Source organism: Photobacterium frigidiphilum, assembly GCF_003025615.1.
GTDB classification, from domain to species: Bacteria; Pseudomonadota; Gammaproteobacteria; order Enterobacterales; family Vibrionaceae; genus Photobacterium; species Photobacterium frigidiphilum.
The window spans coordinates 47158-64860 of record NZ_PYMJ01000007.1; the positions used below are offsets into that span (position 1 = coordinate 47158).

Consider the following 17703-nt stretch of genomic DNA (forward strand, 5'->3'; position numbering starts at 1 on the left):
TTTATTGATAGTATGAAGTACCGGTCCTGGCGCATTAAGGCGAAAGGGCTAGCACCAATGCTAACCCTATTTTTCTGTATCGCTATCAACAACAAATGAATACTCAGGCTTATATAAGACTCGTCAACATTTCATCTGAGTATTCAACTAAGTCTTTCCCATCACGAACACGCTCTACATAATCAGGGTTGGCAATAAATGGTCGACCAATCGCAAGCAGATCAAATTTATCATCCGCAATTGCTTTACTACCTGTTTCAGCGGTAAAGCTGCCTACACCGACTAAGGTCTTGCTATAAATGCTGCGAACATAACTTGAAGCGCGACCACCTAAATAGTCAAATTCCATAGCGTCATCGAAAATGCCAATATGTAGGAAAGCTAAATCACGCTTCTCAAGCTCAGGAATAAGATAATCGAAAACATCACGATCACGGCTGTCACCAGCCATATTGAAATATGCACCAGGTGATACACGTAACGCCGTTCTGTCATTGCCGATACGAGCAACTATGGCATCAACCACTTCAAGAGCGAAACGCGACATGTTTTCAGGTGTCAGCCCATATTGATCACTGCGGCGGTTACTGTCGTGATGTAAAAATTGGTCAATTAAATAACCGTTTGCACCGTGGATTTCAACACCATCAAAACCTGCGTCAATAGCGTTAGCCGCTGCTTGAGAATAATCACTAACTAACTGAGCAATCTCCTCAACCGATACAGCCTTTGGTATTTGGTAAGTCAGCTCGCGCATTCTAGGAACACTACCTTCAACACCTACTGCTGAAGGTGCCATGACATCTTGACTACCTGTTGTTTGATAAAAGTGTGGATGTGCTACCCGACCAGTGTGCCAAAGTTGTGCAAAAATTTTGCCACCATTTTGATGTACTGCATTAGTTACCGTTCTCCAACCGTCAATTTGTGCCGGAGTAAATAAACCTGGGGTATTAGGATAACCTTGGCCGTCAGGGCGGATGATCACCGCTTCTGAAATAATTAACCCCGCTTCGCCTCGACGACCATAGTAGTCAGCCATATCTTGAGTCGGTATTAATTCATCATCAGCCATACAACGAGTCAGTGGTGCCATGAGAATGCGATTTTTTAAAGATAAAGTCTTATTAAGAGCATAAGTTTGAAATAGGTTAGCTGTCATAGCGACCTCTGTTTCTTGAATGAACATTCAAGATATGTTTTTTTGAGTGAACGTTCAAGACCTTTTTTTGAATATACGTTCAAAATTGGTTACAATAGACTTCACTTGTACAAAACTACTCAGACATAAAGAGTCCCAACAAGAGTTACTAACTAGCCATGCGAGTTGCAGAATTTGATAGAAAGAAGGTGCTGAGATCTGCTATGACCTCCTTTATGGATAAAGGTTACGGTAATACCAGTATGCAAGATCTGAAAAAAGCCACAGGTTTACACCCCGGCTCTATCTATTGTGCGTTCGAAAATAAGCGTGGCCTCCTTTTAGCAGCATTAGATCAATACCATCAGGATCGAAATACTGAGTTCACTGGTTTTTTTTCTGGTCAAAGGCCAGTACTTATTGAGCTTAGGTCCTATCTTGATAATATCGCTGTAGAATGCCAGAGCTGTGATGCCTCTCGGGCTTGTTTACTGACAAAAGCACTGAATGAAGTTGCTGAACAAGATGAAAAAGTGCATGCCATTATCACGCTTCATCTAGCTAACTGGCAGCAAGCAATTACCCAAGTATTGCAAAAGGCAATTGATCAAAAGGAAATTAGCAGCGAACGCAACGCTGATGCACGCGCTCATTATCTAATGATGGGTATATATGGGTTAAGAACATTCGCCCACACTCACCCTGAAGGTAACACCATAAAGAAGCTCGCCGAGCAGCTTTATCAAGATGTGTGTCGATAGCTAAATCATAACGTTGTTAAGATCAAAATTGATTTATTCGCGTGAGGTACATTAGATAAAAAACAGTATCTTGCAATCATAACGCAATATTAATATTATAGATAAATACTCACAGGAGAAATATGATGAAGCCCACCCCACAAGCAAGCGATCTTGCAATCAATCCTAAACCGAAGAAGAAACCAGTAAAAAAAATTGATAAAGAGACTCCAGACAAAAAGACAAAAGTAAGTGCCCGTAATCGTATTGAAGAAATTAAAGCACAGCAGGAATGGGAAAAGGAATGGGGAATATAACTATAATAAAACCAGAGTCGCACAATCGGGTTTTCAAGAAGTTATAATTAAAGTACTGGCGTAATGACTTCCAAACGCAATAAGGCTACCAATGCGTCGAATTCACCCCAAACAGATAAATATTCAGGATTGTCGAGCAGTCCATTTTGAATCATTGACCACAATTCCACACTTTCCGGTGTCGGCCTAACCTCTTCATTTGATTTCCATTCTAAACAATCGATAATTATAGGGTTCGAAATGGTGAGTAATGGCGAATACCATAACCTACCATTCCAATTTTCGACAAAAGCGTTTACTCACAATCTAACATACTTGTATGCATTGATTACGAAAAGTATAATTATTATCAGTAAGTTACTAGAACTTACTTAATCACATCAAATGTCATATAGAAATTATAAATTCCTAATCTATCGTGGTGATAGGTTTCAGCGATTTTTAGGATACAACATGTCAAAACGCATGGATAAAGATGCAAGAAGGGAGCAGCTATTATCAACCGCTGTTTCCATTATAAAAGAGCGTGGTGCAGAGGCATTGACGCTAGCAACGGTTGCAGAGCAAGCCGGAGTAACAAAGCCTATTGCTTATAACCATTTTGAAAACAAAGAAAATTTACTGAAACAGATCTATCAAGATATTGATAATCGCTTAATTGAGTCAATACAAATAGCCAAACAATCAAGTAGTCAATCAATCACAGATACTGTATCCATTTTTTGTGAGTCATATTTTAATTGTATGTTGGAAAATTCAAACATTTACGGGCTTACAATTGCGGCACTAAAATGCTATCCGAACAATGCAGACCTCTCTAAAAATATTCAAGATTTTTTTGTGGATGCATATTCCGATATCTTTCAGCTACCAATTTCTGATGATAACCACCAAAATCATTTAAAGCTCATCACAATTTATGGAATCATAGAGTCTGTTGGTGATGCTGCCATCTCTGGCCACATACCAAAAAATATCGCGTTAGCTTACTTGAAGGAAGAGGTCTACCACATCATTCTCAAGTAGGATATTAAGATACCGATATTGTTACTCCAGCGAACTTAATAAAATTCATACCATTGCTATTATGTGTGGGGCTTGACCCCATCCACCTTGGCCAACCGCTATAATGAAAACTAAAATTACAGCAAAAGAACTATACCCAAGTTACCTCAAGATGCTCGTTTCAGCGAGAATCTTGGGGTGACTTGGGTATATAACCTAACGTCCTCATGATTTTAATCAAAGAATAACTAATAATTATATCAACTCATCATTGTCAATTACCTCCTATTTCAAAAATACAATTAAAATCACACTTTACGTAAGTTACTAATGGTAACATTAAATTTCACACTAAGTTACTATTGGTAATAAAGCATTATTGCTTAAATGGTAGCTATCAATTTAAACAAATTAAAATCAATGAACAATGGCTGTTAGCCATAAAACGGAGCAAGAGATTAAACACTAATATTTTAAAGTACTATCAACAGTTATTTTAATAATAAAACAATAAAAGTGAAGGTTTAAAATGGAACAATCTTCTATATGGTTAGATATATTATCTAATCAATCGTTCATGTCATGGTTATTAGTCGGAAGTGTTGTGGGCGTTGCACTGATTATGGGACTTTTTGTCTTAGTAAATGGTACATCCAAACTAGACGACGGCTTTAGTGGCAAGCTTATTCAACGCTGGCCAATTCGCAGTGTCATAATACATTGGTTTGGTGCAATACCTTGTTTAATATTGATTTTAACGGGTGTCATAATCGGTGCGGGCAAAGTAATTTTCGAACCGGGCAGCAATAGTTGGGCAACAGCCGTTAAGCTATCGGCAACTTTACATGAATTAGCCGTATTTCCATTTATGATTGGTGCTTTCATCATGGTCATCACGTGGTGGAAAGAACAATTATTTAAAAAGTACGATATTGACTGGTTTATAAAAGCAGGTGGTTATATTAATTTTGGTAAAAAACAACACCCTGAAGCTGGTTTTGCTAATGGTGGTGAAAAACTCTGGTTTTGGGTATTTACAATAAACTTTATAATTCTTTCTTCTACTGGTCTTATGCTCTTTTTTCCAGACTTCGCTCCATCTCATGAATATGCACCTATTGTTATTTCCCTTCATATTATCTCTGCTATGGCTATTGGCGCTTTTGCCATTGTTCATATATTTATGGCAACCGTAATTTCTGAGGGTGGTTTAAGTAACATGACCACAGGGAAGTGCGATGAGAACTGGGCAAAACAGCACCATAATCGCTGGTACAAAACATTAAATAAAAAATAAGGCGAAAATATAATGGATAGACGTAAAGCGATTAAGCTGCTCGCTGGCGGTACTACCGTGTCACTGGTATCTGCCTCCCCCGTCATTGCATCAGTCATAGCCAGCAATTCAGAACAAGACAACAAGAAACTAGCAATGGTGATCGACCTACGCCGCTGTAACGGCTGTAAAGCCTGTGTCACTGCTTGCGGTCATGAAAATGGCAATGAACCTAATGAACACCGAACTCAGGTACTTCAAAGTAGTACTGAAATTAATGGCAAAGAGTATGTGCTCAACCTTCCCTTACTTTGCAATCAGTGCGACAACCCAGTATGTACCAAAGTATGTCCGACTGGAGCTACGTTTAAACGTAAAGAAGACGGAATTGTGGTGGTCGATTCCACTGGCTGTATCAATTGTAATTTCTGCGTTTACACCTGTCCTTATGATGGCGTGCGTTTCACTAATAGTAAAACAGGCACTGTAGACAAGTGTAATTTCTGCATTCAGCGCACCACAAAAGGCTTCCTTCCCGCCTGTGTAGAAACCTGTACCGGAGGTGCTCGTGTCTTTGGTGATCTGAAAGATCCCGACAGTGACGTTTCCAAATTACTCAAGGAGCATGAAGCGTTAGTTCTTCAATCTGACAAGAACACCCAGCCTAACGTTTATTACATTGGCTTAACAGATACAGAAAGTGATCAGCCGTATAACCTAAATTCAGCACTTACATGGCAGCGTTAATTATGGATCGTAGACAATTTTTAAAAATGGGTGCCGCAACAACATTCACAGGCGGAATGACTGGCATTTCTAAAGCAACTGCTGACGAGAGTAATCAGGATATCAGCCGTTATGCACCATTAAGTGCCGAACCGGAATTTATTCTGGGTCCCGACAACAAGCTCACTAATAACCCAAACCAGCGCTTTGCTTTTACCAAGTGTTTTGGTTGCTACAACGTTTGTGGTGCACGCATTCGCATCGACAATAATACCGATCAAATCCTGCGTGTCTGTGGCAACCCATACGCTCTATCCACCCAATCAGGTAATCCTGTTGCAATGGAGGTATCACCTCAGGAAGCGATGTTACAACTCGTTGGTGAACAGGGAAATGAGAACCGATCAACGCTTTGTGGCAGAGGCAACGCAGTCCCCGATGCCATTACCGATTCACGCCGCGTAACTCAATGCCTGAAGCGCATAGGTAAACGAGGCGAAAATCACTGGCAGTCTATCTCCTATGAACAACTCATTAAGGAAGTCGTTGAAGGTGGCAATCTATTTGGTGAAGGTCACGTTGAAGGCCTATCAGATATCTACGACGATAAAACTGTCGCCAATCCAGCCTATCCGGACTTTGGACCGAAGAAAAATCAGCTGCTAATGACCGGTTGCTCTGAAGATCCGGCCCGCTGGGGATTTTACAAACGTTTCTCTGAAGCGTCTTGGGGTACACCGAACATAGGTAACAAAGACTCATATTGTGGCCACCAGCAAGTAGCAGGATGCGCACTTGGTGTGGAAGACGGAGCCAACAGTGGTGCATTGCCAACAACGGATTTCGAGCACTGTGAATTTGCTATTTTTATTGGCACTAACCCCGGACTTAGCGGAATCAGCCTAAACTCAGCCTCTAAGCGTTTGGCTGATGCTCGAACACAAAACCCTAACTTCAAATATGTGGTTATTGATCCGATTCTGCGTTCACTCACTAGCTCATCAACACCAGAAAATTGTGAATGGGTACCTATTCGATCCAGCGGTGATACCGCCTTAATGCACGCAATGATGCAGTACATCATTAACAACGAGCGATATAATAAATCCTATCTAGCTTCATGTAGCCAAGAAGGTGCTTACAAGGTTAGTGAAATCAACTATACCAACGCGCCATACCTGGTCGTCACCGATAAAAAACATCCTCTATATCGTAAATTCTTGACTGCTGCAGCCTGTGGCAAAGGCGATGCTGATACAAAAATGGTGATAGATGCCAAAAGCCAACAGCTAACAACGTCAGACAGTTCAGAGCCTTGTAACATCAAGTTCAGTGGAAAAGTGACCACGGAAGATGGTCAGGCAATCAAGGTTGAAACCGCCTTCTCGCTATTGGCAAAACGCGTCAATGAACATTCTATGGCCGATTACGCCGCCGAATGTCAGGTACCTGAAGCTAAGATCATAGAGCTTGCTAAAGAGTTCACTTCGCACGGTCGTCGCGTATCTATCGAAACCAATACCGGTTGTAACGCCAGTGATGGCAGTCAATTTGCTTTTGCCATGATCATGCTCGCCACCCTCGTGGGAGCACATAATGCCAAGGGCGGCATGCTGCACACTGGCAGTATGGGGTTCGAGAACACTTCACCTCTCTACGATATGATGGCCTTTGAGCATGCACATCTTAGTGGTTTTAATGCTGAACGTTCGGGTGACTATCGTCAAAGCAATGAATTCAAAGAGAAAGTTAAAAACGGAATTAATCCGTACCCATCTGATATGCCATGGAATGAAACCTTCATTCAGGACAATGCAGGAGAGCTACTTGTCGCCCATGCCAACGGTAATCCATTTAAGTTTAAGGCTTGGATTGCATGGGCAAACAACCCTCTTTATGCCTGCTCAGGCTTAAAGGACCAAGTAGAAGCGTCAATCAAAGACCCTAAACAGCTAGGTCTGATCATCGCATCCGACCCTTACTTTAATGAAACCAATGTCTACGCGGATTATTTTGTTCCGGATCTGGCTCAATACGAGCAATGGGGAGCCTCTCGTCAATGGGGAAGTGAGTTAATGGGTGATGTTGTGTCCTTCCCTATTATTACCCCTAAAACACCGCTCAATGCCGAGGGCAACCGAGTGTGTATGGAACAATTCCTGATCGATGTTGCGAAACAAATCAAACTGAATGGCTTCGGTGAAAATGCCTTTAAAGATACAGCGGGTAACGCAAAAGCGATCAACACGCCGGAAGACTACTATATCCCTGTATTAGCTAATCTGGCACACAGTGACGAAGTACTACCTAACCCAACAGAAGAAGACGTTAAATTCACCAGTGTAGACCGCATTTATTCTCAGTTAAAAGAACGATTAAAGGCGGAAGAAATTGGGCCGACCATGTTCTTATTCACACGGGGCGGCCGTTACCTTACGGTAAATAGTCGATATGAAGGCGAATTCTTCCATGAAATGATGAGATGGGATGCCCAATTTCAAATATACAATGAAGGCCTAGCACATATAACCAACTTTCATTCAGGAGAATACCTTGATGGCTTGCCAGTATTTGACAAGCAAAGGTTCTGGGACGGCACCGCCATCCGCGATCTCTGGAGCGAAAATGAGTATCCATTCTACTTCTCGACGTTCAAGCATCAGCTGCGCAGCCCGTATTCCGTTACGCTCAAGAGCATCACAGCCCTCGGTGAGTCAAACTTTATTCAGATGAATGAAAACGATGCGAAAAAATATGGATTGAAGACGGGTGACAAAGCACGAATAGCCACCCCCAAAGGTGCCGCAATTGAGGGTATCGTTCAGGCAGATACTACCATAGCGAAAAGCTGTATCGCAGTGCCACTTGGCTATGGCCATACCGCCTTTGGCGCGAGTGATATCACTATTGATGGTAAAACCCTTACGGGGATTCCTGAAAGGAAGGGGGGTATGGCGGTGAATGCCTTTAACGCCGTTGACCCAACCCGAAAAGGCGCCAGTTTGTATCGCGACGTGACCTTTGGCTCTACCGCCCGCCATGGTATCCCGATGAAAATCGAGAAGGTGTAACTTAATAAAACCAGGCTAGATTCATTGACTAATTTTTTGTCTTAGTTTTAGTTCACATAAGAAAGGCTCGCAAAATCTGCGAGCCTTTATCATTGCTAAATCTATTGAGTCAGTCTAATTCCCTACACCACCAATTTGTTCCGCAGGAGTTTCAGACGTTACAGGTGGCCACTCTTTAAATGTTGCTAAATGCTGTGCAACAGCTGTTTGCGCAAGAGCTAAATAAAGCCCCATAATTGCGCGGAAAATATGCTTTTCACAAATCTCATTTATGTCTGTGCTATTTCACCGTCTTCATTCTCAGACACTTACGACATAGTCTAAAAACAGCATCAAACATAACCATTTAATTTATGTATAAAAATATGTTTAAAACATACACACCTATGCGTACAATCCGCTCACTGTATTGATTACTGGACACTGATGATGGAATTGCAGACTTACCTATCATTATCGACCAATCCTTGGTTTAACCAAGCGGTTGAAGATGTGTTGTTTAATTCTCTCAAGAAAAATCAAGCTATTTTACTGATATGGCGAAACCGCCCGTCAATCAATATAGGTAAAAACCAAAATCCATGGCTCGTTTGTAATACTCAAAACGTACATAAGAGCAACTTAAGTATTGTTCGGCGACAAACTTATGGTGGTGCCGTGTACCAAGATCCAGGTCACTCAAATTTTTCCATCATGGGTGATCAATTAGCGATTAACTCAACCACGGTAAATACAATACTCACATTATTTCTTGAGCAATTAAAACTAACCGGTCAGGTCAACAATAATAACGAAATCATTATTTCAGAAAAGAAAATATCAAACAGTGTTGATACAATTGTTGATAGCAAATTCCTTCAACATTGCACTATTCGTGTAAACACCGATATCTCTGTGGTTGAGTCTTTTACTAATCGACAATATGAAGAATCAGATCCGTATAGACTGCTACAAAAATATGGCAATTTATCAGACTCAAAACCGTTTATTAATCATGAAACCATAGAGCAAGCATTAATGAATGCATGCTGTAAGCACCTTAATGTCTCAACTGAAGGTCAAAGACTCAATATCAACCCCTTGCCTAACTTGCCTGGCCTGGGTAAAAAACTTCATGTGATATCAAGCTGGGATTGGAATTATGGTCAATCACCTGAATTTAACCGCCAATTAATCGGGCACTTCTCATGGGGGAAAGTTGAACTAGATATCACTGTGATTAAAGGAACAATCCAGTATGTTAGCTTTAAGGCACCCTCTCTATTTGAGCCTCTTCTAGCGCACTTCTCTAAAGTGATTATCGGATACCCTTATCAAACGAAATCCATCACATCCGTAATGGGAACGCTAATGATTCATTTCAGTGACAGTCACAAAGCGCTATTAGAATTTGGAAATTGGCTTGAAAAAAAATGGCAATAAGTCTAAATAAATGACGTAACTTTACTCATAGTTACCAATAATTGAACTAAATCAAGATTACTATTATTTCATATCCATTTCACTTTTAATGTATTGACATTGTCAGAGCCAGCATCATTTCTAGCCTTGCAGGATTTCCCACAGAGTTATGCACAACTTCTGTGGATAACGTAATGACTCAGAGTTACCCACACCATTACAACTATTGTTATTCTCTTTATTTATTTTGTCATTTTCTTATTATTTTTGTATTAAAAACATAATTCTTAAACAAAACGTGTAAGCCTGTTTGTTTCATAGATCATTTAAAAACTTATGCACAGTTTTCTTTAACTTATGCTATTTGAACAGTGTTTATTCAGCTGTGATTAAGCAAGAAACTGGAAAATCACCGCTATCCCACTAAATGCTCATGTTGATATGAAAAAATTAACTTACGAACCCTAAATTCGCACAGGCAAACGTTTTTATAAAAAATTAACAACAAAAATCAAACTTGTAAGCCGTTGTTTAAGTTAACTTAAAATACAAAACAAGGCTTGAACCCCACCTAAGTCATAAAAGTTATATTGACAGCATTATTTTAGCCACTACAATACGCGCCGTTTGCCTATATTAAGGTAGCAAGAATAACAATACATATTGTGATCGTTCAATTTTTACAGTGTATGCAACATCTATAATATTGAATTTTTCTTTTCGTAATTGGGTATATTTACGAAAGCGACTTAGCAGAGGTATAAAATGGCTAGCGATAATAACTATAGTCTGGGTCCGGTTCCTAACTCAGCAAGAAAAGGCGTTGCATCGCTTACCATGGTGATGCTGGGATTAACGTTCTTCTCTGCCAGTATGTGGACAGGTGGGACACTCGGTACTGGTCTCTCCTTTGATGATTTCCTCCTCGCCGTTCTTATTGGTAATTTAATTCTCGGTATATACACTTCCTGTCTCGGTTATATTGGCGCTTCATCCGGTTTATCTACTCACCTTCTCGCTCGATTCTCCTTCGGTTCTAAAGGCTCTTGGCTTCCTTCTCTCATTCTCGGCGGCACACAAGTTGGTTGGTTTGGTGTTGGCGTCGCAATGTTTTCTATCCCCGTTCATAAAGCCACAGGCATTGACACCAACATCCTCATCCTCATCCTCGTTTCTGGTCTTCTAATGACCGCCACTGTTTACTTCGGCATCTCTGCCCTAATGATTCTTTCCGCAATTGCTGTTCCTGCTATCGCTATTCTAGGCGGTTACTCTGTCAATGAAGCGGTCAATAGCGTGGGCGGCATCGATGGATTAAGAGCCGTTACACCAGCAGAACCGATGGAGTTTTCAACAGCATTAGTTTTAGTGGTGGGCTCATTCATTTCAGCCGGTACATTAACAGCTGACTTTGTTCGATTTGGCAAAAAACCAAGAAGCGCAGTTTTCGTCACTATGGCTGCTTTCTTTGTGGGCAACTCATTAATGTTTTTATTCGGTGCTGCTGGCGCTGCTGCAACGGGCCAGTCTGATATTTCAGAAGTTATGATTGCACAAGGGCTCCTTATTCCTGCCATCATTGTTCTAGGGCTGAACATCTGGACAACCAATGACAATGCACTTTATGCGTCAGGGCTAGGGTTCTCTAACATTACAGGGTTGCCAAGTAAGTACTTATCCATGATTAATGGTGTTGTGGGTACGCTATGTGCGCTTTGGCTATACAATAATTTTGTTGGCTGGTTAACGTTCCTATCTGCGGCAATTCCACCCATTGGCGGCATAATCATTGCAGATTTCTTGAAAAACCGTCATCGTTACAAAGATTTTGCGAATGCTGAATTTAAAACAGTAAACTGGGCTGCTATTGCGGGTATGGCAATTGGTATTGCTGCGGGTCATTACTTACCAGGTATCGTGCCTGTTAATGCGGTTTTAGGTGGCGCTATCAGCTACCTGATTCTGAATCCGCTTTTAAACCGTGTTGCTGAAAGAACGCCAGAACAAGCTTAAAATAGATTATCAGAAGTATTTATAAACGTCAGAGAAACGCATAAGGATAACAAGATGCAATCTTCGAATATGCTAATTAAAAACATCACATTACAAGGCACGGAAGGCCTGCATCAAATTCTGATTGAAAATGGACGTTTTAAGACAATCACATCAATGGATAACGATCTAGCCGTTAATGCAGACAGTGCCATTGTTGATGGTGAAGGTGGCCTTGCCGTGCCACCTTTCTGTGAACCTCATATCCATTTAGATACGACACAAACAGCAGGCGAGCCAAGCTGGAATATCTCAGGTACTTTATTTGAAGGTATCGAGCGCTGGTCTGAGCGTAAATCACTGCTTTCTATTGAAGATGTTAAAACGCGCGCCAAGCAAACGCTAAAATGGCAAATCGCCAATGGTGTGCAACATGTTCGTACCCATATTGATGTTTCAGACCCTACTCTTATTGCACTAAAAGCCATGCTTGAAGTGAAAGAAGAGATGAAAGAATGGGTTGATATTCAAATTGTAGCTTTCCCGCAAGAAGGTATTCTTTCTTACCCTAACGGTAAAGAGTTACTGGAAGAAGCAGTAAAGCTAGGTGCCGATGTTATTGGCGCAATTCCCCACTTCGAGTTTACCCGCGAATACGGTATTGAATCTCTGCATTATGTGTTTGAGCTTGCCCGTAAATATGACCGTTTGATCGACGTACATTGTGACGAAATTGATGATGAACAATCGCGCTTTGTCGAAACAGTTGCTGCATTAGCACATAAATTTGATATGGGCGATAAGGTAACGGCAAGTCACACAACCGCTATGCACTCATACAATGGTGCTTATGCGTCTCGCTTGTTCCGCCTATTGAAGATGTCTGGTATTAACTTTGTAGCTAACCCATTGGTGAATATTCACCTTCAAGGCCGTTTTGATGATTACCCAAAACGCCGTGGTATTACACGCGTTAAAGAAATGCTAGCCGCTGATATTAATGTTTGTTTTGGTCACGATGATGTCTTTGACCCTTGGTATCCTTTAGGCACGGCTAACATGCTGCAAGTTTTGCATATGGGTCTGCATGTGTGCCAAGTCATGGGCTACGATCAAATCAATAATTCACTCGATCTGATTAGTACTAAATCAGCGCGTACATTAAACATTCTTGATACCTATGGGATCGATGAAGGTAAAACTGCAAGCTTACTGATTCTACCTGCAGAGAATGGTTTTGATGCTGTTCGTCGCCAAGTACCTGTTCGTTACTCTATTCGTCATGGAAAAATACTGGCAGAAACACAGCCAGCAGTAACAAGTATTAATCTAGAAGAAACTGAACGTGTGACTTTCCGTCGCTAACTTGTACTTCTAAATACTATAAAGCCACCAGCTGTTTTGGGTTATCCAACAAACAGTAAGGTGGCTTTTTTATTTAACATGACTCTTCTTTATTCGTATTTAACTGTATTTTGCATGGCGTCTAAAGGCTGTAACCAGCGATAGTAGCAACAAACTTAACCATGATGACGTTCCACCGTTATCTTCATGTTCAATCAAATTACAATTATTTGGCGAAATAGAATCAATCCCATCAAGGCATTGTTTTCGACTGTCTTTAATGAAATTAGGCTCTTGAATAGAATCGTTCGGTACAGTGCCCATATAAGATTGAATCCAATCAAAATATGTACCCACTCGGGTGTAAAAGGTAGGACGATTGATCGAACCACACACCGGCGTACCAACAGGTGAGCCACTCACAATGCCATGCTGAACCCACGTATTATTGCTATTTTGCGCCCTTAATGGTCCACCACTGTCACCTTTACACGAGTCATTACCAACAGAACCACCTACCTCTAGTAATTCAGACGGTAAAGTACATACTTTCGTTTTATTAAAAATGGTGTCAATAATAAAAGGTGTATCGTTACCATTTTCTAAACGTGCATAACATTCGTTCATAGGTAAAAAAGATAATGTCGTTTCTTGAAGTATATTGGATTGCTCTGTCCCTTCTGAGTTTGTGGCTCCCCAACCGGAAACGTTGATATTGTTAGGACGAGAATGCTCTTGCCATTGTGCATTTAATCTTGCGTCAATTTCGTCTGCACTCGACGCATTAGCAAGTTCTACTGGTGTTATATCACTAAATACACGGTTAACTCTTAACAAGGCTAAGTCACTATCCAATGCGGTATGCACCAATTCAGTCACTTTAGTACCGTCTGACTCATAGCTAATGTCATGAAACGCGAAGGGGGTATAGTCAGGATGCACAACAACATGTGAAACTGAATAAAAATGTTCAATATCCGTCTGGCCTACATCGTTAATACCAGCAACAATACTGATTCGACTAGGCTCTAATACGAAATAGCTTCCAGCATCAATAGAAGAGCCTGAACTCATCACAACACAATGCGCAGCAGTCAGAACCCAGTTTTCATTAATGACCGTTGCACCACAAATTGGCATGTCATTAAGTTCACTCACCCGTATTGTCGCCATCCAATTTTGCTCGCCTACAGGTACATCAGTTCCCCCGACGACGTATGGTGTGATCTCGCTTGCATGAATACTGAAAGCGCCCACCAAGCAACACATACTCAATAGGCTTCCACTGATCGCCTTTCTGATAAATGCCGAGTCTCCCTTGCCCATATCGCACTTTCCTTGTTTATAAACAACTTTGGCAATATAAGCACAAACAGAAAAATACAAAGAGAGTTGAAACATTGGAGTGCGATTGACTTCATCCTTTTACATTAAAGGTATTACATCGACAAATAAGAAAGATAAGTCACTCTCATTTAGAGTTAAGTTATAAAAACAAAAAAACCATATCATAATGATATGGCTTTAAAGTTTAACGATGTGTAATCGTTAGTTCAGTGTAGAACAGCTAACATCATCATAATCGATTTGAACAAACAAACCACCCAACTCAGCTGCTAACGTCGGGTAAAAATTTGCATTTTGCGCTGTTTTAATGTCATCTAAATCAATTTTGTAAACGTCTAAGCCCACTTTTTTAATTTCATCAGGTACACAGGCTTTATCGCCACTTTCAAAACACAAGCCTTCATCAACCACAATTTGACCGCATGATTGTGCATGTACAGTGATGCCTGCGTTAGTCAGATCGGCTTTAATACCATCAGGTAAACTATCAGGTAGCGAAGCTTTCGTGCCATCATTAAGATCACTTAATTTATAATAACCATTAGGTAAACCCGTTGATGAATTTTCCACTTGTACACCAGAAACAGCAAACACTTTTGTTTGACCCTTTAGAATGTCTTTTACATCATCTTCATCACAACCAACAAGCGCTAATAACGCCAATAGCACAACTGCCTTTTTCATGAAAATCCCTTGTCTTTAAATTATGTATTTCAAAATAATTCTACATTCCTCACATCACCCGTTCACAATTCAAATAACGGAGTGCAAGGTTATTGGTATAGTGAATGATAGTATCTTTGTATTTACAAAAGATCACCTCTATATCAACTTGAATGCGGGTGTTATCTGTTTTTATAATTAAAAACGTAGACTGCTGATTAATTAGTATGCAAATTGGGATGCGCCTATAGATTCCCTCGATTTCAGATAATAACGGCGCACTCTTTCTTACCCTTTCATCATATATGTATCTACCAGCACGACTAAACGGGCTTTTTCATCGTCTGAAATGAAACTTGCTTCGATACCGTTTCGTGTAAACTGTGCAATCTCATTCTTTGTCATTGCATGTGCGTTTGCCACCGCATGAAAATTCGTATTCATATAACCACCGAAATACGCAGGGTCATCAGAGTTAATCGTTACACACACGCCTTTGCGTAATAAATCGACAATATTGTGCTGTTCCATTTTCTCGAATACTTTTAACTTGATGTTCGATAATGGGCATACCGTTAATGGTGTACGGTCTTCAATCAACTGTGCGACTAATAGTTGATCTTCGACACAGCGAACACCGTGATCAATACGCGCAATGCCCAACATACTAAGTGCATCGTGAATATTCTGAGCTGGCCCCTCTTCACCGGCATGAGCCACTGTTAAAAACCCTTCATTCAATGCCTTTTGGAACACCTTAGCGAATTTCTCAGGTGGGTGACCTTGCTCTGAAGAATCCAAACCCACACCGATAATCTTATCTTTGTGCGGTATAGCTTGTTCAAGCGTTGCCAACGCTGCCGTTTCGTCTAGATGGCGCAGGAAACACATAATTAACTGGCTCGAAATACCCAGCACTTTGTTAGCCTCTTCAAGGGCACGGTGTATTCCGCTCACGACTGTATCAAAAGCAACACCACGATCGGTATGAGTTTGAGGATCAAAGAAAATTTCGGTGTGTACGACGTTATCTTCTTTACAACGGAGTAAATATGCCCAAGTTAGATCAAAGAAATCTTGTTCATGAATCAGTACGTTTGCCCCCTGATAATAGATATCAAGAAACGATTGAAGATTATGAAATTGGTACGCGTTGTGAACTTCTTGTGGCGACTGGAAGGGAATCTGTACTTGATTACGTTTAGCTAATTCAAACATAAGTTCAGGCTCTAGCGAACCTTCTATATGAAGGTGAAGCTCAACTTTTGGCAATCCGTTAATAAAGTCTTTCATATCATACTCTTAATCTAATGGGGTTTAGATTAACAGCCTTTCTACTCAGCAGTTTTCAGACATACAAAGAGAAAAGCGATCAATCACTCAACTCTTCGTAATCAGAATTTTACGGATTCTGGTAGAGACCCCCACACCCTATCAGTGGGGTTATACGAAGTAACTTTACCTATTATTACAAGCACTAAACAGCTCAATCATTTTGGTATAGTTACTACTGAATTTTTCCATACTTCATACGATGACGCAATCAACAAATCAATTAATTAAAGATCACCTCTACAATCATGATTTTTTGCGCCCATATTAACTTCTGGTAATGGCTTAATATCATTACTTGTTTGTTTTTCGCCGTTATAAGCCTGAAGAAACGCTTTAAGCAAATGTTCTTCTTTAACTAATAATATTTTAGCAGCATTTACCTCTTCGAGTTCTGGATGCTTTTCCCTGAATTGAATGAGCTTTGCATAACTGTTCTTTAATTTATTAGTTAACTGTCTATCGATGATAAAACTCATATACAACATTCCCTTAGTAGATAAGGCATACTATAAAGCATTTTCTGTACCAAGTTTTAACAGCTGCTATGTCGTAACTTTATGTCATGATTTGCATATTGAAATGCTTTTTTCAACGCAAATTGATTATTTATATAAATCAACTACTTCACTCAGCACACAGTACTAATAAGTAGAGGATATCTTACAGAGTAAAGTCATAAGAAAAATATTTCAACACACCAAAACAATAATTTAATATCGATAAACGATAATTATACATTGATCTTCGATTGGAATGATCTTAGTATTTACACATCCACTTAACAGGAAGTTCGTTATGTCTAAGATTCAAAAACAAAGTCGCCGTGCCCGTTTGTTATTTCAGTTCTTTTTTGCACTTACACCTATTGCGGTGTGTTACTACTGGCTAACCGTTGAAACACCGTACGACTTTTTAACCTCGCGCGGTATTATTCAACTCAGTTATGACTTCGACAGTTACACGCAGCTGCCGTTCACACTCACAACGCGCATTTTGGCGATGGTCGCTAGCTTATTACTATGCTGTATCATTATGTATGCCTTAAAAGTGCTAATTCGTTTATTTCGCAACTACGAACAAAACGAAATATTCACCCTTGAAAATGCCAACTACTATCAAAAGTTAGGTTACAGCGTGTTCTATTGGGTTGGCGCTTCTGTAGTATATGGCGCGTTAATGTCGGTAGTTTTATCGTTTAATAACCCTCCTGGTGAGCGCATGCTAGCAATTAGCTTTGTTGGTATGGATTTTTTGACTATAGTATTCGGATTTATTGTTCTGATCATTTCATGGGTGATGAAGGAAGGATACACACTTGCCGATGAAAACAGCCACACGATTTAAG

15 protein-coding genes and 1 riboswitch are annotated in these 17703 nt (G+C 40.4%); of the genes, 10 read left to right on the forward strand and 5 right to left on the reverse strand.

The window, feature by feature from the left end; all coding sequences use genetic code 11:
- Positions 1-109 precede the first annotated feature (109 nt).
- Positions 110-1162: an alkene reductase gene (locus tag C9J12_RS08925; RefSeq protein WP_107242535.1), complete on the reverse strand. Its 1053-nt coding sequence runs from the start codon at positions 1160-1162 to the stop codon at positions 110-112.
- A gap of 158 nt (positions 1163-1320) precedes the next feature.
- Here C9J12_RS08925 and C9J12_RS08930 point away from each other — a divergent pair, with 158 nt between their 5' ends.
- The 9 genes from C9J12_RS08930 (at position 1321) to C9J12_RS08965 (ending at position 13034) form a co-directional block, all read left to right on the forward strand.
- A complete protein-coding gene (locus C9J12_RS08930) occupies positions 1321-1902 on the forward strand; it encodes a TetR/AcrR family transcriptional regulator (protein WP_170111739.1) in 582 nt (193 codons plus the stop codon).
- 122 nt (positions 1903-2024) lie between these two features.
- Entirely contained in the window at positions 2025-2198 is a 174-nt protein-coding gene (locus C9J12_RS30645) for a hypothetical protein (protein ID WP_170111740.1), read from the forward strand.
- Between the two features lie 453 nt (positions 2199-2651).
- Positions 2652-3224 carry a TetR/AcrR family transcriptional regulator gene (locus C9J12_RS08935; protein WP_107242385.1) on the forward strand — a complete coding sequence of 191 codons (573 nt, stop codon included), beginning with the start codon at positions 2652-2654 and terminating at the stop codon, positions 3222-3224.
- A gap of 508 nt (positions 3225-3732) precedes the next feature.
- Positions 3733-4500: a formate dehydrogenase subunit gamma gene (locus C9J12_RS08940; protein WP_107242386.1), complete on the forward strand. Its 768-nt coding sequence runs from the start codon at positions 3733-3735 to the stop codon at positions 4498-4500.
- Positions 4501-4512: 12 nt separating this feature from the next.
- Positions 4513-5226 carry a 4Fe-4S dicluster domain-containing protein gene (locus C9J12_RS08945; RefSeq protein WP_107242387.1) on the forward strand — a complete coding sequence of 238 codons (714 nt, stop codon included), beginning with the start codon at positions 4513-4515 and terminating at the stop codon, positions 5224-5226.
- A gap of 2 nt (positions 5227-5228) precedes the next feature.
- Positions 5229-8276, forward strand: coding sequence for a tetrathionate reductase subunit A (locus C9J12_RS08950; RefSeq protein ID WP_227876309.1), 3048 nt, complete (start codon positions 5229-5231; stop codon positions 8274-8276).
- 426 nt (positions 8277-8702) lie between these two features.
- Entirely contained in the window at positions 8703-9698 is a 996-nt protein-coding gene (locus tag C9J12_RS08955) for a lipoyl protein ligase domain-containing protein (protein ID WP_107242389.1), read from the forward strand.
- A 744-nt stretch (positions 9699-10442) separates the two neighbouring features.
- Positions 10443-11690, forward strand: a complete 1248-nt coding sequence (gene codB, locus C9J12_RS08960; RefSeq protein ID WP_107242390.1) for a cytosine permease — start codon at positions 10443-10445, stop codon at positions 11688-11690.
- Between the two features lie 54 nt (positions 11691-11744).
- The gene (locus C9J12_RS08965; protein WP_107242391.1) at positions 11745-13034 is read left to right on the forward strand and encodes a cytosine deaminase; all 1290 of its coding nucleotides are present in this window, start codon (positions 11745-11747) and stop codon (positions 13032-13034) included.
- A gap of 99 nt (positions 13035-13133) precedes the next feature.
- Here C9J12_RS08965 and C9J12_RS08970 read toward each other — a convergent pair whose 3' ends face one another.
- The 4 genes from C9J12_RS08970 to C9J12_RS08985 form a co-directional block, all read right to left on the reverse strand.
- The gene (locus tag C9J12_RS08970; RefSeq protein ID WP_107242536.1) at positions 13134-14339 is read right to left on the reverse strand and encodes a S1 family peptidase; all 1206 of its coding nucleotides are present in this window, start codon (positions 14337-14339) and stop codon (positions 13134-13136) included.
- 222 nt (positions 14340-14561) lie between these two features.
- Complete coding sequence (locus tag C9J12_RS08975) at positions 14562-15044, reverse strand: hypothetical protein (RefSeq protein WP_107242392.1); 483 nt, start codon at positions 15042-15044, stop codon at positions 14562-14564.
- 267 nt (positions 15045-15311) lie between these two features.
- Positions 15312-16316, reverse strand: coding sequence for an adenosine deaminase (locus C9J12_RS08980; protein ID WP_107242393.1), 1005 nt, complete (start codon positions 16314-16316; stop codon positions 15312-15314).
- A 78-nt stretch (positions 16317-16394) separates the two neighbouring features.
- Positions 16395-16494: riboswitch (purine riboswitch) on the reverse strand.
- Between the two features lie 88 nt (positions 16495-16582).
- Positions 16583-16834 (reverse strand): hypothetical protein, encoded by a 252-nt coding sequence (locus tag C9J12_RS08985; RefSeq protein ID WP_227876310.1) that lies wholly within the window; start codon positions 16832-16834, stop codon positions 16583-16585.
- A gap of 319 nt (positions 16835-17153) precedes the next feature.
- Between C9J12_RS08985 and C9J12_RS08990 the strand changes: the two genes are divergently transcribed.
- The gene (locus C9J12_RS08990) at positions 17154-17702 is read left to right on the forward strand and encodes a DUF2975 domain-containing protein (RefSeq protein WP_107242395.1); all 549 of its coding nucleotides are present in this window, start codon (positions 17154-17156) and stop codon (positions 17700-17702) included.
- The last annotated feature ends 1 nt before the right edge of the window (position 17703 follow it).

Coding starts and splice junctions, on each gene's coding strand:
- C9J12_RS30645 (WP_170111740.1), top strand. CDS start 2,025: ATGATGAAGCCCACCCCACAAGCAAGCGATCTTGCAATCAATCCTAAA.
- C9J12_RS08980 (WP_107242393.1), bottom strand. CDS start 16,316: ATGAAAGACTTTATTAACGGATTGCCAAAAGTTGAGCTTCACCTTCAT.
- C9J12_RS08930 (WP_170111739.1), top strand. CDS start 1,321: ATGCGAGTTGCAGAATTTGATAGAAAGAAGGTGCTGAGATCTGCTATG.
- C9J12_RS08955 (WP_107242389.1), top strand. CDS start 8,703: ATGATGGAATTGCAGACTTACCTATCATTATCGACCAATCCTTGGTTT.
- C9J12_RS08940 (WP_107242386.1), top strand. CDS start 3,733: ATGGAACAATCTTCTATATGGTTAGATATATTATCTAATCAATCGTTC.
- C9J12_RS08965 (WP_107242391.1), top strand. CDS start 11,745: ATGCAATCTTCGAATATGCTAATTAAAAACATCACATTACAAGGCACG.
- C9J12_RS08990 (WP_107242395.1), top strand. CDS start 17,154: ATGTCTAAGATTCAAAAACAAAGTCGCCGTGCCCGTTTGTTATTTCAG.
- C9J12_RS08985 (WP_227876310.1), bottom strand. CDS start 16,834: ATGAGTTTTATCATCGATAGACAGTTAACTAATAAATTAAAGAACAGT.
- C9J12_RS08975 (WP_107242392.1), bottom strand. CDS start 15,044: ATGAAAAAGGCAGTTGTGCTATTGGCGTTATTAGCGCTTGTTGGTTGT.
- C9J12_RS08935 (WP_107242385.1), top strand. CDS start 2,652: ATGTCAAAACGCATGGATAAAGATGCAAGAAGGGAGCAGCTATTATCA.
- C9J12_RS08970 (WP_107242536.1), bottom strand. CDS start 14,339: ATGGGCAAGGGAGACTCGGCATTTATCAGAAAGGCGATCAGTGGAAGC.
- C9J12_RS08945 (WP_107242387.1), top strand. CDS start 4,513: ATGGATAGACGTAAAGCGATTAAGCTGCTCGCTGGCGGTACTACCGTG.
- codB (WP_107242390.1), top strand. CDS start 10,443: ATGGCTAGCGATAATAACTATAGTCTGGGTCCGGTTCCTAACTCAGCA.
- C9J12_RS08925 (WP_107242535.1), bottom strand. CDS start 1,162: ATGACAGCTAACCTATTTCAAACTTATGCTCTTAATAAGACTTTATCT.
- C9J12_RS08950 (WP_227876309.1), top strand. CDS start 5,229: ATGGATCGTAGACAATTTTTAAAAATGGGTGCCGCAACAACATTCACA.